Consider the following 12,636-nt stretch of genomic DNA (forward strand, 5'->3'; position numbering starts at 1 on the left):
GCCTCACGTCTTGCGCAGCGGCACGCCCTTGGTGGTGAAGCGCTGTGCCCCGGCGGGAGCCAGGCGTACGGGGCGGCGGGTCCCGGCGGCCTTGCCGGTGCCTGGCGGCTGGTGCGCCGGCACGAGCTGGTCCGGGCGCGGGCCGATGAGATCGGCGCGGCCCATGGCTTTCAGCGCCTCGCGCAGCAGCGGCCAGTTGTCGGGATCGTGGTAGCGCAGGAAGGCCTTGTGCAGCCGGCGCTGGCGCAGCCCCGTGACGGCCGTCACCCGCTCGCTGCCGCCGCGTCGCACGGCGCGCAGCGGGTTGACGCCGGTGTGGTACATGGCGGTGGCGGTGGCCATGGGCGAGGGCAGGAAGGTCTGCACCTGATCAGCGCGATAGCGATTCTTCTTGAGCCAGAGCGCGAGGTTCATCATGTCCTCGTCGGTCGTGCCCGGATGCGCGGCGATGAAATAGGGGATCAGATAGTATTTCTTTCCGGCCCGCTTCACCGCGGCGTCGAACATCTCCTTGAAGCGGTCATAGGTGCCGATGCCCGGCTTCATCATCTTGTCGAGCGGGCCGCGCTCGGTATGCTCCGGGGCGATCTTCAGGTAGCCGCCCACATGGTGGGTGACCAGCTCCTGGATATATTCGGGGCTCTTCACGGCAAGGTCGTAGCGCACGCCGGAGGCGACCATCACCTTCTTCACCCCCTCAACCTCGCGCACCTTGCGATAGAGGCGGATGAGGTCGTCGTGGGAGGTGTTGAGGTTGGGGCAGATGTCCGGGAAGACGCAGGAGGGGCGCCGGCAGGCGGCCTCGATCTTCGTGTCCTTGCAGGCCATCCGGTACATGTTGGCGGTGGGGCCGCCAATGTCGGAGATGACGCCGGTGAAGCCCGGCGTCTTGTCGCGGATCAGCTCGATCTCGCGCAGGATCGAGCCTTCCGAGCGGTTCTGGATGATGCGCCCCTCATGCTCGGTGATGGAGCAGAAGGTGCAGCCGCCGAAGCAGCCGCGCATGATCGTCACCGAGAAGCGGATCATGTCCCACGCCGGGATCTTCGCTTCGCCATAGGAGGGATGCGGCGCGCGGGCGTAAGGCAGGTCGTAGACCGCGTCCATCTCCTCGGTCGTGAGGGGGATGGGCGGCGGGTTCAGCCACAGATCGCGGTCGCCGTGGCGCTGCACCAGCGGGCGGGCGTTGCCGGGGTTGCTTTCCCGGTGCAGCACGCGGGAGGCCCGGGCATAGGCCTCCTTGTCCTGTTCCACCTGCTCGCAGGACGGCAGGCGGATAACCACGTCGCCGGGGCGGCGGGCGGCGCCTTCGTCCGAGGCGTCGAGATCGTCGGCGTGAAGCTCGGTGTAGTGCTCGGGCACCTTGCGGAACAAGGCGACGCCGCGCACGTCGTCGATGTCGCGCGGCGCCTCGCCGGCGGCGATGCGGTTCGCCACCTCCACCACGGCGCGCTCGGCGTTGCCGTAGAGGAGGAGGTCCGCCTTGGCGTCGGCCAGGATGGAGCGGCGCACCTTGTCGGACCAGTAGTCGAAATGGGCGATCCGGCGCAGCGAGGCCTCGATGCCACCGAGGATGATCGGCACGTCCTTGTACGCCTCGCGGCAGCGCTGCGTGTAGACGATGGTGGAGCGGTCCGGCCGCCGGCCTCCGGCACCGTCGGGCGTGTAGGCATCGTCATGCCGCAGCCGTCGGTCCGCCGTGTAGCGGTTGACCATGGAATCCATGTTGCCGCCGGTGACGCCGAAGAACAGGCGCGGCTTGCCCAGCGCCTTGAACGGCTCCGCCGACTGCCAGTCGGGCTGGGAGATGATGCCGACGCGAAAGCCCTGCGCCTCCAGGAGCCGGCCGATGATGGCCATGCCGAAGCTCGGGTGGTCCACATAGGCATCGCCCGTGACCAGAACGACGTCGCACTGATCCCATCCGAGCGCCGCCATCTCGGCGCGGCTCATGGGCAGGAAGGGGGCCGGCCGGCTGGCCGGGGCGGGCCAGGGCAGGAAAGGCAAAGGTGTCGTGGGGCAGACCTGTGTGTCCATGGGTGACGAATAGGGATCAAAGGCCGCAAATTCAACCGATCCGGTGCCCGTGCGGGAACACATCTCCTCGTGCGGCCGGTTCTCGTGCAAAGCCAGCTTGCGGACACGAAAGATGCGCGGGCCGGCGGAGCGGGCTAGGTTGGCACCAGATTTTCACAGCCCAGAAGTGTCTGCCTTGAAGAAGATCGGCTTTCTCTCGTTCGGCCACTGGACGCCCTCGTCCCAGTCGCAGACCCGCTCGGCGGCGGATGCGCTGCTGCAATCCATCGACCTTGCCGTGGCGGCGGAGGAGCTGGGCGCGGACGGCGCCTATTTCCGCGTCCACCACTTTGCCCGCCAGCTTGCGGCTCCGTTCCCGCTTCTGGCGGCAGTAGGCGCGCGCACCAAGCGCATCGAGATCGGCACCGCCGTCATCGACATGCGCTACGAGAACCCGCTCTACATGGCGGAGGATGCCGGCGCGGCCGATCTCATCGCCGGCGGACGGCTGCAGCTTGGCATCAGCCGGGGATCGCCGGAGCAGGTGATCGATGGCTGGCGCTATTTCGGCTACGGCCCGCCGGAAGGCCAGACCGCCGCCGACATGGCCCGCCGTCATGCCGAGGTGTTCCTCGAGGTGCTGAAGGGCGAGGGCTTCGCCCAACCCAATCCCCGGCCCATGTTCCCCAACCCGCCCGGTATGCTGCGGCTGGAGCCGCACTCCGAGGGCCTGCGCGAGCGCATCTGGTGGGGCGCCACCTCCAACGCCACCGCCGTGTGGGCGGCCAAGCTCGGGCTGAACCTCCAAAGCTCCACCCTGAAGGATGACGAGACGGGCGAGCCCTTCCACGTGCAGCAGGCCGCGCAGATCCGCGCCTACCGCGCCGCCTGGGCCGAGGCCGGCCACACCCGGACGCCACGCGTCTCGGTGAGCCGCTCCATCTTCGCCCTCGTGGACGACCGCGACCGCGCCTATTTCGGCGGGGGCGGCAAGGAGGAGGATTCCATCGGCTTCATCGATGAGAAGACCCGCGCCATCTTCGGCCGCAGCTACGCCGCCGAGCCGGACGCGCTCATCAAGCAGCTTGCCGAGGACGAAGCCATCGCCGAGGCCGACACGCTGCTCCTCACCGTGCCGAACCAGCTGGGCGTCGACTACAACGCCCACGTCATCGAGGCGATCCTGACCCACGTCGCGCCGGCCATGGGCTGGCGCTGAGAGCAAGAGGGGCGCTACCTCCGGGGAGCGCCCCCGAAGCTCCCCGCCGGATGCGCTGAAGAGGCCTTCCGCGGCGGGGACGACAAACCGGATGGCGGAGTACCCATATAATTTGCATTGCAATGCAAATTATATTCTGCTTTTCATGCCCCCATGACGCTCGATCCCGCCTCTCCCCGCGCCCGCTTCGGCGTGCGCTTCGCGCTGCTTGCCCGTCGCTGGCGGCGGGCGCTGGACGCCCGCCTCGCCGAGGCGGGGCTGTCGGACGCCACATGGGTGCCGCTGGTCCATCTCCAGGAATCCGGCGGCGGCATCACCCAGAAGGAACTCGCCGCGCTGGTGGGCATCGACGGGTCGAGCCTCGTGCGCCTGCTCGATATCCTGAGCCGGCAGGGGCTCGTGGAACGGCGGGTTGACGCCTCCGATGGACGCGCCCGGCTGGTCCACCTCACCGAAGCGGGCAGGGCGCGGGTCGCCGAGATCCGGCGCGAGCTGTCCAAGGGGGAGGCGGAGATGCTGGCGGACCTTTCGGACGCCGATGTCGCGACCATGCTCGCGCATTTCGAGCGGATCGAGCAGCGGTTGCAAAGCCTTCAGGTCCCGCGCCGGGAAAAGACCGCCCCATGAGCCTGTCCGAACCGCCGCACGCGGCATCTGCCGATTCAGCTACCCTCGCGACCCGTCGCCTCGACGCCGCGCGCCATCTGCTCAAGCCGCATCAGATCCGCGAGAGCTGGGCCCTTGCAGCGCAGCCGTGGCAGCGCAACGCCGTGCTGGCCGGCCTGCAGGCGTCGCTCGCGGCGGCGATCGCCCTGCCTCTGGCCCTCGTCTCGCCCTGGCCGCACCTTGTGGGCTTCGCCTCGCTGGGAACCCTCGCAGCCCTGTTCGGCCGCTTCGCTCCGCAGGCGGGGCGTGGCCGCATCGTCCTCATCTGCGCCATGTGGCTGACCTTGGCTGTGCTCGCCATGTCGACAGCGGCTTGGCTGGGCGCGCCCTATCTCCTCCAGCTGGCCCTCCTGGCGCTCGCCTGCGGCTTGTTCTTCTTCGTCGCCAACACCGGGCAGTATGGCCCGCCGGGCGCGCTCATCTTCGTGTTCGCCGCCGGCGCCGCCATGGGCCATGTGTCGTCCTGGCAGGAGGTGGTCGAGCGCGCGACCGCGACGGCGCTGGCGGCGGGACTGACGTGGCTGATCTGTGTGGGAACGGAAACCTTCCGCCAGCAGGAAACGCCCGAGGCCCCCTTTCCGGTGGAGCCGGTTCGGCCCCTGGACCACCGCCTCGTCGCGGCGGCGCGCATCACCCTCGGCTCTGCGATCGCGGCGTTTGCCGCCTATGCCGCCGGCGCGGCGCATCCCGGCTGGGCGGCCATGGGCACGGTCGCGGTGATGCAGGGGACGCACCTGCACATCAGCATGAGCCGCGCCATGCAGCGCATGTCCGGGACGGTGGTCGGCGCGGGCCTTGTCTGGCTCATCCTCTCGCAGGAGCCATCGGTGTGGAGCGTGGTCGCTCTGCTCATTTTCCTTCAGTTCGCCACCGAGATGATCATCGGCGCGAACTACGCCCTCGGGCAGATCCTGGTCACGCCCATGGCTCTGTTGATGAGCTACCTCGCGGCCCCCGGCGCCGCGGGGACGGCCATGGCGCCGGAACGGGTGTTCGACACGCTGGTCGGCGCCATCATCGGCATCGTGCTGGCGGTGGTCTGCTCGACGGTGGACGACCGGATCTATCTCGCCCACCACCATGCGGCGCGCGCGGATCGCCGGAGCCGCTAGGGCTCGGGAACGGGTGAAGCGTTTGCGCGCTTCACCCGCCGCGCCGGCCTACCAGTCGCTGCAGAGCCGCATCCAGTGGCGGTGCTCGCGCGGGATGCGACCGGCCTCGCAGGCGCGCCGGGCATCACCATCAAGCGCCATGAAGCACGACTTGCCCTCGCGCAGGTGCTGGCACCAGCCGCGATCGGAAGCGTCGTTGAACGACATGAAGCATGATTTTCCCTCGACATACGCCTGGCAGAAGCCGCGGTCTGGACCGTCGAAGGTCATGAAGCAGGATCGCTTCTTGGAGCAGATTTCGGGCACCGGCTGAGCCTGGGCGGAAACGCCGCCCAGCGCCGCGAGGAGCATCAGCAATCCCATAGGCCGTTTCATGAGATCCACCGTTCCTGGTCCTTGGGGCGGCGGGCATCCCGCCGCCCGGATCGCGCGCAATCAGGCCTTGTGGCGGATCTTACCATTCATCATGGTCAGCTCGACCTTGGCCTTGTGGATGTCGCGGGGATCGCCCTCGAGGATGTTGCGGTCGAGGACGATGAGGTCGGCGAACTTGCCCACCTCCAGCGATCCGATCCTGTCGTCCATGCGGAGCTGGTAGGCGGCGCCCATCGTGTTGGCGTGGATCGCCTCGGCCACCGTCAGCCGCTCGTCGGCCGGCGCGAGCACGGCGGCGTCCGGCTTTCCGATCAACCGGCGGGTCACGCCCACCTCGATGGAATCGAGCGGCTTGTAGGTGGAGAAATAGCCCGCCGCCGGCCAGTCGGTGCCGAGCGACACACGGCCGCCCTCCCGGAGGATGGTCTTGGTGCGGTACATCTTGCTGGCGCGGGGCTGCCCGTAGCGGGCCAGCATGTTGATCGTCGTGTCCGGATCAGCCGACGACCAGTTGGCGGAGAACTGCGCCGTCACGTTCATCTTGGCGAAGCGCGGGGCGTCGCTGTCCTCCACATAGACGAGATGGGCGATGGCATTGCGGCGGTCGCGCTTGGGATTGGTGGCGATGGCCTTCTCCATGGCATCCAGCGCCACACGGGCCGTACGCTCGCCGCAGGCATGGACGTGGACGTCGTAGCCGGCCGCGTCCACCGCCCCGACGAGCTGGTGCCACTGGGCCTCGGTGAAGGGCGAGGCGCCGATGGAATTGGGCATGTCCGCATAGGGCTCGATCAGCCACGCGGTGTACCCGCCCTGCGAGCCGTCGCCGATGATCTTCACGACGTCCACGTGCACCAGCTCGCTCGACACCCGGCCGCGGACGTCCCTGAATTGTTCGACCACGTTGTCGATGGGCGGGCTCTTCACCGAATAGGAGGCCGACACCCGGAACGGCAGGGCATCGCGCTTCTCCGCGTCCACATAAATGTTGATGACGGCGGCCTGATCCGAGCCGATGGGCGGCACGCCGGCGTCGAACAGCGTGGTGATGCCGGCCGCTGCGGCCTTGGGCAGCCAGCCATCCAGCAGCTTGCCCAGGTTGGCGGCGGTGATCGGCTCCACCGCATTGACGAGGGCGAGCACGGCGTTGACTTCGAGGACATAGCCGGTGGGCTCGCCCTTCTCGTCGCGGGCGTAATAGCTGAAGCGCGGGATGGGGTCCGGCGTATCGCGGGTCACGCCGGCCATCTCCAGCGCCTTGGAATTCACCCACAGGCTGTGGCCGTCGATGGCGAAGAAGAAGGCCGGCCGGTCGGGCAGGATGCGGTCGAGGTCGGCGCGGGTCGGACCTTCCGGCGGGAACATGTCCACGCGCCAGCCGAAGCCGCGAATGGGGCCGGTGGGGTTCTCCTTGGCATATTGCGCGATGGCGGCGAGGGCGTCCTTCATGGTCGGCAGCTGGAGGTCGATGCCGGAGGAGAGGAAGGCGCCCAGCAGGGGATGGGTGTGCCCCTCCACGAAGCCCGGCATGAGCAGCCGGCCCTTGAGGTCGATCACCTGCGTCTTCGGGCCGGCGAGTGCCATGGCTCCGGCCTCGTCGCCCACATGGATGATGGTCTTGCCGCGCACCGCGACCGCCTTCGCCCAGGGCTGGGCAGCGGAGACGGTGTAGACCAGCCCGTTGTGGAACACGAAATCGGCCGGGCCGCTCGTGGCGGCGCGGGCATCCTGTGCCTTCACCTCGGTCGCGCGGAAGACGGGCGCCATGGCTGCCGCTGCCGTCATCGCCATGCCGGCGCCGAGGACCGACCGGCGGTTCAGGCCACTCGCCCGGCCGAACGCCTCGAAATAGGGTGCCCATTCACACGCGATGCACATGCCGTCCCCTCCCATACGCGGCGAAATGCTGATTTGCGCGGGCATGGAGCGTCTGCAAATCACTCGCCTTCCATAGGGTAACGCGATCTCGTGACGGTAAAAGCGACTTCTTTTCGTGAATTGAGACGGCTCCCAGCAGAGCGGGGCCGGTGTCTTGACGCGCGCGCGGGCGCACCCAAATCAAGTCTGCCGGCCCCTGGCCGGCAGAGGCATCGCACCCTGCGTGCGAGGTGCTTGTACCCATGTTGCTCGAAGGAGGATGTGGCTATGAGAACCACGCGAGGCGAGCGGCCGCAGGCGCCGCCGTCCCTTCAATCAAAGGCTGCTCTGGTCCATCCGGACCAGGTGCTCGATCACCCGTCCATGAGTGCCGAGGAGAAGCGGGAGCTGCTGTCGTCCTGGGCGTCGGATCGCCATGCGGTCGAGAATGCGCCGGCCTTGCGGCGCCTCGACAGTGGCGCGGTCGTTCCCGTCGACGACATTCTCGCGGCCCTGGCGGCGCTTCCCGCCGAACCGTCGGTGCTCGACCAGCCCGACGGCTGGACCGCCATGGAGCGGCGCCAGCGGCCGTTCTTTCCGCCGTGGCGGAAAGGGCGGTGGAGGACGAGGGGCGGCTCGCCCCCGCGCGGCGGCGCAAGCGCCGCGCTGCGGCTGGTGCCGGCGTTCGACGTGAACGCGTGACGCGACGGCACGGCGCTGGTGTGGGCCGGAGCCGTGCCGGAGCCGCCGTATCACCCGGCCGGTTGCCGGCGGCTCGGGAAGATCAGCCCGGAACCTGTGCCGTGGCGGGCACGACGGCGACGATTTCCAGCTTGTGGCGCCGTCCGTCCCGGGCGGTCCAGGAAATGGACTGGTTTTCGGACAGCCCGATCAGCGCGGCGCCGATGGGGGTCATGACGGACACCTTGCCGTCCGCGATATCCGCGTCTTCGGGATAGACGAGCCGGACCGTGCGTGTGCTGTCCGCCGACCGGTAGGTGACGGTGGTGCCCATCTGCACCGAGTTTGGCGGTGCGCGGTCCGGTGACACCAGCCGCGCCCGATCCAGCTCGGACAGCAACTCCTCCGCCACATCAGGAATCCTGTCTAGGGCGGCGGTGGCCAGGCTGGTGAGGCGCTCGTGATCTGCGCGGTTGAGGACGAGCGCCGGCAGGCGCTCGCGACGGGACTTCATGGTCATTGGAATGGACTTTCACACAGGCGCGCACCGGCGCCGCTGTCGGTGCAGCGGCTGCCGGCTCAAGACGGGATTGGGGTTGGTCTGCGCTATCGCTGGTCGCCGCGCGCGATACGGGCACGACGTCGCATCACCCCGGCATCCGGGGCGCAAACGCCGGACGCGGGGCTACTGTCCTGCGATGGGGCAGGGACGGCAGTGGTGATATCGCAAACCGCTCATGAGTCCATGAGGCCTCTGACCTTGCGTTATGTCAAGTCAGCCGGAGGCGCAGTCCTCGGCTGTCGCGAAGGTGCTGACCTCGGCCGCCGTGGCGGCGATCAGGTCGTGGAGGCCGGACAGACGCCGCTTCCGGTACGCCGCCACGAAGGGAACCGGGGCGGGATCACACGTCGTCCGCAGCACGCGCAGCCGGCCGGCGGCGATGTCGTCTCCGTAGCAGGCGGGCGGCAGCACGCTGATGCCGGTATTGGCGATCATGAGCGTGGCGATCACCGTCATGCTGTTGCACAGATCGGGGCGCTGAGCCGAGCCGCCGCTGCCCAGCAGCGACAGGATCGTGCTGTAGTGCACCGAGTTCTCGCCGAGGGACAGGACCCTCAGGCGCGTCAGGTCCTGGGCAGACAGAACATGGTCCGGCAGATCCATGCCGGCGCCGGCCATCCACCGGAACGTCACCAGGCCGAGCGGATGGACCACCAGCGCGGGGTCTGCGATCTCGCCCGGCAGCAGGACCACATCCAGGTCTCCGGCGAGCATGCGTGCGCGCAGCGGCGCGGTGAGGGAAATGTCCAGCTCCAGCGAGATGTGGGGGTAGCGCGCGTGCACGGTGGCGACGAACGCGGGAAGCCAGGTCATCGCCACCAGTTCCGCGACACCGACGCGCACGATGCCGGAGAGCATCTGGCGCGGGGTGATGTTGTGGAGGATTTCGTCGTGCAGCTCCAGGGCGCGCTCGGCGTAGCTGATGAGCTCGCGCCCTTTCGAGGTCACCGCGATCTTCCTCTGGCTGCGGTCGAACAGGGCGACGCCGAGCTCGCCCTCAAGTTCCTGGATGCGGGCCGAGACGGTCGATTGCGTTGCATTCAGATTGTTTGCTGCAGCTGCGAAGCTTCCGAGGCGGATGATCTCCAGAAAGGTTTGTAATTGCCGGAAATTCATTTTTGTTTTCCTCCCGCCGATCGATTATTCCGTCGCATCTCAATCGAAAACAATCGCTTTTTGCGCTTAACCCACATGGGTACGCTGATATCGGCTGGGGGGAGACTCCTTGCCGAAACACAGCCCCGTGCAGGCGAAGCCGTCTGCAAGAGTCCGCCAGGCCCGGCGCACATGCCGGATCGCCCGGCGGGCTCGCAGCGCGCGTCCGGGCGGGACAAGCAGAAAAAATGCGCTCCGTCACGGAAGCGTCTGGGAGGAATAAATGGCCCCGAACCCGCAGACGTCGCCCATGAGCGACGCCGATCTGTCACGCCATGCGAAACGCGCCGTGCTGGCCTCGACCGTCGGCACCATGATCGAGTGGTACGATTTCTATCTGTACGGCCTCGTCGCCGCGATCGTCTTCGGCAAGCTCTACTTCCCGTCGCAGGACCCTTACGCCGCGACGCTGCTGGCGTTCTCGACCTTCTTCCTGGGCTTCGTCGCGCGGCCCGTAGGCGCGATCATCTTCGGCCATTTCGGGGATCGCATCGGCCGCAAGGGCACATTGGTGGCGACGCTCATGCTCATGGGCATCAGCACCGTCTTCATCGGCCTGGTGCCGACCTACGAGCACATCGGCATCTGGGGTGCGGTCGCCCTTACCGTTCTGCGCGTCCTGCAGGGCATCGGCGTCGGTGGCGAATGGGGCGGTGCAATCGCCGTCGCGACCGAGTGGTCCAAGTTCAACAAGAGCCGTGGTCTCGCAGCCAGTTGGCCGCAGTTCGGTTCGCCCCTCGGGATGCTCCTCGCCGTGGGCATGCTGACACTGACCCTGCAGTTCGGAACCACCGAGTGGTTCGAAACCATCGGCTGGCGCATTCCCTTCCTGGTCAGCGCCCTTCTGATCGTGGTCGGCCTGTACATCCGGCTCGGGGTTCTTGAAACACCGGTGTTCCAGCGCATGCAGGAGAAGAAGGAGATCGCCCAGGCTCCGGTGATCGAGGCGGTGCGCGGGTTCTGGAAGGAAATCCTCCTCACCTGCCTGATGCGGACGGGACAGCAGGCGCCGTTCGTGATCTTCACGACGTTCCTCCTGTCGTACGGGACCTCGCAGCTCGGCTTGCAGAAGTCGTTCCTGTTCAACTGCGTGCTGGTGGCGGCGACACTTTCGCTCTTCACCACCCCGTTCTTCGGCTACCTGTCGGATCGCATCGGCCGCAAGCGGATGTACCTGATCGGCGCCTTCACCATGATGGCGTTCGCCTTCCCCTATTTCTGGCTGCTCGATACCGGGGTTCCTGCCCTCATCGTCCTCGCCATCCTGGTGTCGCTGCCCATCCACGACATGCAGTACGCGCCGCAGGCGGCGTTCATCGCCGAGAGCTTCCCGCCAAGCGTGAGGTATTCCGGCTCCTCGATCGGCTACCAGCTCGCCTCCATCACCTCGGGCGGCCCGGCGCCGATCATCGCAGCCTTCCTGCTGCATACCTACGGCACGTCGGCGGCGATCAGCGCCTACATCGCCTTCATCGCCGCGATCAGCTTCGTCTCGACCCTCTTCCTGCGTGACAGGTCGCACGACGACTACACCAGCAATGCCGGCTGGGTGCGCGATGAAGCGACCGTGGCCGTCCATCCGGGCGCAGCCCCGATGGCGCCCCGGGCCGCCTCGTCACCGAGCGAATAGGCCGAGTGCGGCGCGGGAGGGCGATCGTGTCGTTCACTCCCGCGCCGAAGCATCGAAATTCACGATCGAAATAGATCGAAAACAATCGCTTTTTCCGTTCAAATACAATCTCCATAATTCTGATGCCAGACAAGAAGAGGAGGGGCTCGTTGCGGGGCCTGATCCCGGATCTGGCGGGACCCGAAACGGGAGGAAAGTCATGGTCAAGATTTCAGGGCAAAAGCCGGCGCTCTCTCCGCTGGAACAAGCCAAGGCCAATCCGTTGATGCTGGGATTGTTCCTGCCCATCCAGTCCGGCGCCTGGAGTCCCTCGACAGCTCCGCGGGATACGTCTTGGACTTTTGATTACAATGCCCGCTGCACCGTGATGGCGGAAGAGCTGGGCTTCGACCTTGTGTTCGGGCTGGCGCAGTGGATGGGCAAGGGCGGCTATGGCGGAGAGATGAAGTTCCGCGAGATGGCGACTGACCCGCTGCTCGTGACCGCCGGCCTCGCAGGGATCACCCGGCGCATCCTGCTCGTGTCCACCGTGCATATCCTCTACGGCTGGCATCCGCTGCATCTCGCCAAATTCGGCGCTACCATCTCGGAGATGAGCGGCGGGCGCTGGGGCCTCAACATGGTCACCGGCTACAAGAGGAGCGAGTTCGAGATGTTCGGTCTGGAGCAGATCGAGCATGACCACCGCTATGTGATGGCCGATGAGTTCGTGACCATGATGAAGCGCCTGTGGTCGGAGGATGAGAACATCACCGTCGATGGCCGCTTCTGGAAGATGAAGGAGGCCTTCATCGCGCCGAAGCCCGCGGGCGGAAAATGCGTTCTGGTCAATGCCTCGTCGTCCGGCGCGGGGCTCGACTATGCGGTGAAGCACTCAGACTTGATCTTCGTCACCAGCCCTGCCGGCGCTAACCTCGACCGCGCGTGCGCCGCGCTCCCGCCCCACACGGCGCGGATCAAGCAGGCGGCGGCGGCGCAGGGGCGGGATGTGCGCACCCTCATCAATCCGCACGTCATCTGCCGCGAGACGGAGGCGGAGGCCTGGGCGCAATACGACGCCATCCTGCGCCATCAGGATCCGGTGGCAGCCGAGAACTTCTACCGCACCTTCACCGGCGGCGACCAATCCTCCTGGAAGGCGGCGACGCGCGAGGAATGGACCATCGGCGGCAACGTCCACATCGTCGGCACCCCGACCCAGGTTGTGGAGGGTTTCCAGCGCCTCAAGGCCGCCGGCTGCGACGGCGTGCAGGTGAACTTCTACGACTTCCTGCCCGACCTGAAGTTCTTCGGCGAGCGGGTGCTGCCAATCATGCACGAAGCGGGCCTGCGCCTCGACCAGCCCCTCGCCACCGCAGCCTGA

At 67.3% G+C, this 12,636-nt stretch carries 11 protein-coding genes; 6 read left to right on the top strand and 5 right to left on the bottom strand.

Annotated features, from left to right (window positions below; genetic code table 11):
- Window positions 1-3: 3 nt before the first annotated feature.
- Complete coding sequence (locus A37E_RS0117490) at window positions 4-1,953, bottom strand: YgiQ family radical SAM protein (RefSeq protein ID WP_245279464.1); 1,950 nt, start codon at window positions 1,951-1,953, stop codon at window positions 4-6.
- A 259-nt stretch (window positions 1,954-2,212) separates the two neighbouring features.
- Between A37E_RS0117490 and A37E_RS0117495 the strand changes: the two genes are divergently transcribed.
- From A37E_RS0117495 to A37E_RS0117505, 3 genes are all read left to right on the top strand, one after another.
- A complete protein-coding gene (locus tag A37E_RS0117495; RefSeq protein WP_029557796.1) occupies window positions 2,213-3,235 on the top strand; it encodes an LLM class flavin-dependent oxidoreductase in 1,023 nt (340 codons plus the stop codon).
- A gap of 153 nt (window positions 3,236-3,388) precedes the next feature.
- Window positions 3,389-3,862: a MarR family transcriptional regulator gene (locus A37E_RS0117500; protein ID WP_029557797.1), complete on the top strand. Its 474-nt coding sequence runs from the start codon at window positions 3,389-3,391 to the stop codon at window positions 3,860-3,862.
- Window positions 3,859-5,013 carry an FUSC family protein gene (locus A37E_RS0117505; RefSeq protein ID WP_029557798.1) on the top strand — a complete coding sequence of 385 codons (1,155 nt, stop codon included), beginning with the start codon at window positions 3,859-3,861 and terminating at the stop codon, window positions 5,011-5,013. Before A37E_RS0117500 ends, A37E_RS0117505 begins: the two co-directional genes overlap by 4 nt.
- 48 nt (window positions 5,014-5,061) lie before the next feature.
- On the opposite strand, the gene A37E_RS0117510 is transcribed toward A37E_RS0117505, so the two are convergent.
- Together A37E_RS0117510 and A37E_RS0117515 are read right to left on the bottom strand one after the other, a co-directional pair.
- Window positions 5,062-5,364 carry a hypothetical protein gene (locus tag A37E_RS0117510; protein WP_245279369.1) on the bottom strand — a complete coding sequence of 101 codons (303 nt, stop codon included), beginning with the start codon at window positions 5,362-5,364 and terminating at the stop codon, window positions 5,062-5,064.
- A gap of 84 nt (window positions 5,365-5,448) precedes the next feature.
- The gene (locus tag A37E_RS0117515; RefSeq protein ID WP_029557800.1) at window positions 5,449-7,266 is read right to left on the bottom strand and encodes an amidohydrolase; all 1,818 of its coding nucleotides are present in this window, start codon (window positions 7,264-7,266) and stop codon (window positions 5,449-5,451) included.
- Between the two features lie 267 nt (window positions 7,267-7,533).
- On the opposite strand from A37E_RS0117515, the gene A37E_RS25455 reads away from it, so the two are divergent.
- Window positions 7,534-7,947 (top strand): hypothetical protein, encoded by a 414-nt coding sequence (locus A37E_RS25455; RefSeq protein ID WP_038193309.1) that lies wholly within the window; start codon window positions 7,534-7,536, stop codon window positions 7,945-7,947.
- An 82-nt stretch (window positions 7,948-8,029) separates the two neighbouring features.
- On the opposite strand, the gene rnk is transcribed toward A37E_RS25455, so the two are convergent.
- Both rnk and A37E_RS0117530 read right to left on the bottom strand, forming a co-directional pair.
- Window positions 8,030-8,446, bottom strand: a complete 417-nt coding sequence (gene rnk / locus A37E_RS0117525; protein ID WP_051679135.1) for a nucleoside diphosphate kinase regulator — start codon at window positions 8,444-8,446, stop codon at window positions 8,030-8,032.
- 255 nt (window positions 8,447-8,701) lie between these two features.
- Complete coding sequence (locus A37E_RS0117530) at window positions 8,702-9,604, bottom strand: LysR family transcriptional regulator (protein WP_029557803.1); 903 nt, start codon at window positions 9,602-9,604, stop codon at window positions 8,702-8,704.
- A gap of 262 nt (window positions 9,605-9,866) precedes the next feature.
- Here A37E_RS0117530 and A37E_RS0117535 point away from each other — a divergent pair, with 262 nt between their 5' ends.
- Both A37E_RS0117535 and A37E_RS0117540 read left to right on the top strand, forming a co-directional pair.
- The gene (locus tag A37E_RS0117535; protein WP_081837656.1) at window positions 9,867-11,273 is read left to right on the top strand and encodes an MFS transporter; all 1,407 of its coding nucleotides are present in this window, start codon (window positions 9,867-9,869) and stop codon (window positions 11,271-11,273) included.
- Between the two features lie 199 nt (window positions 11,274-11,472).
- On the top strand, window positions 11,473-12,636 hold the full coding sequence (locus tag A37E_RS0117540) for an LLM class flavin-dependent oxidoreductase (RefSeq protein WP_029557805.1): 1,164 nt from the start codon (window positions 11,473-11,475) through the stop codon (window positions 12,634-12,636).

Source organism: Xanthobacter sp. 91 (assembly GCF_000702385.1).
Lineage (GTDB): Bacteria > Pseudomonadota > Alphaproteobacteria > Rhizobiales > Xanthobacteraceae > Xanthobacter > Xanthobacter aminoxidans.

Excerpts from the sequence above, each read along its gene's own strand:
- A37E_RS0117500 (WP_029557797.1), top strand. The coding sequence starts at position 3,389 with ATGACGCTCGATCCCGCCTCTCCCCGCGCCCGCTTCGGCGTGCGCTTC.
- A37E_RS25455 (WP_038193309.1), top strand. The coding sequence starts at position 7,534 with ATGAGAACCACGCGAGGCGAGCGGCCGCAGGCGCCGCCGTCCCTTCAA.
- A37E_RS0117540 (WP_029557805.1), top strand. The coding sequence starts at position 11,473 with ATGGTCAAGATTTCAGGGCAAAAGCCGGCGCTCTCTCCGCTGGAACAA.
- A37E_RS0117515 (WP_029557800.1), bottom strand. The coding sequence starts at position 7,266 with ATGTGCATCGCGTGTGAATGGGCACCCTATTTCGAGGCGTTCGGCCGG.
- A37E_RS0117510 (WP_245279369.1), bottom strand. The coding sequence starts at position 5,364 with ATGCTCCTCGCGGCGCTGGGCGGCGTTTCCGCCCAGGCTCAGCCGGTG.
- A37E_RS0117530 (WP_029557803.1), bottom strand. The coding sequence starts at position 9,604 with ATGAATTTCCGGCAATTACAAACCTTTCTGGAGATCATCCGCCTCGGA.
- A37E_RS0117535 (WP_081837656.1), top strand. The coding sequence starts at position 9,867 with ATGGCCCCGAACCCGCAGACGTCGCCCATGAGCGACGCCGATCTGTCA.
- A37E_RS0117490 (WP_245279464.1), bottom strand. The coding sequence starts at position 1,953 with ATGAGCCGCGCCGAGATGGCGGCGCTCGGATGGGATCAGTGCGACGTC.
- A37E_RS0117505 (WP_029557798.1), top strand. The coding sequence starts at position 3,859 with ATGAGCCTGTCCGAACCGCCGCACGCGGCATCTGCCGATTCAGCTACC.
- rnk (WP_051679135.1), bottom strand. The coding sequence starts at position 8,446 with ATGACCATGAAGTCCCGTCGCGAGCGCCTGCCGGCGCTCGTCCTCAAC.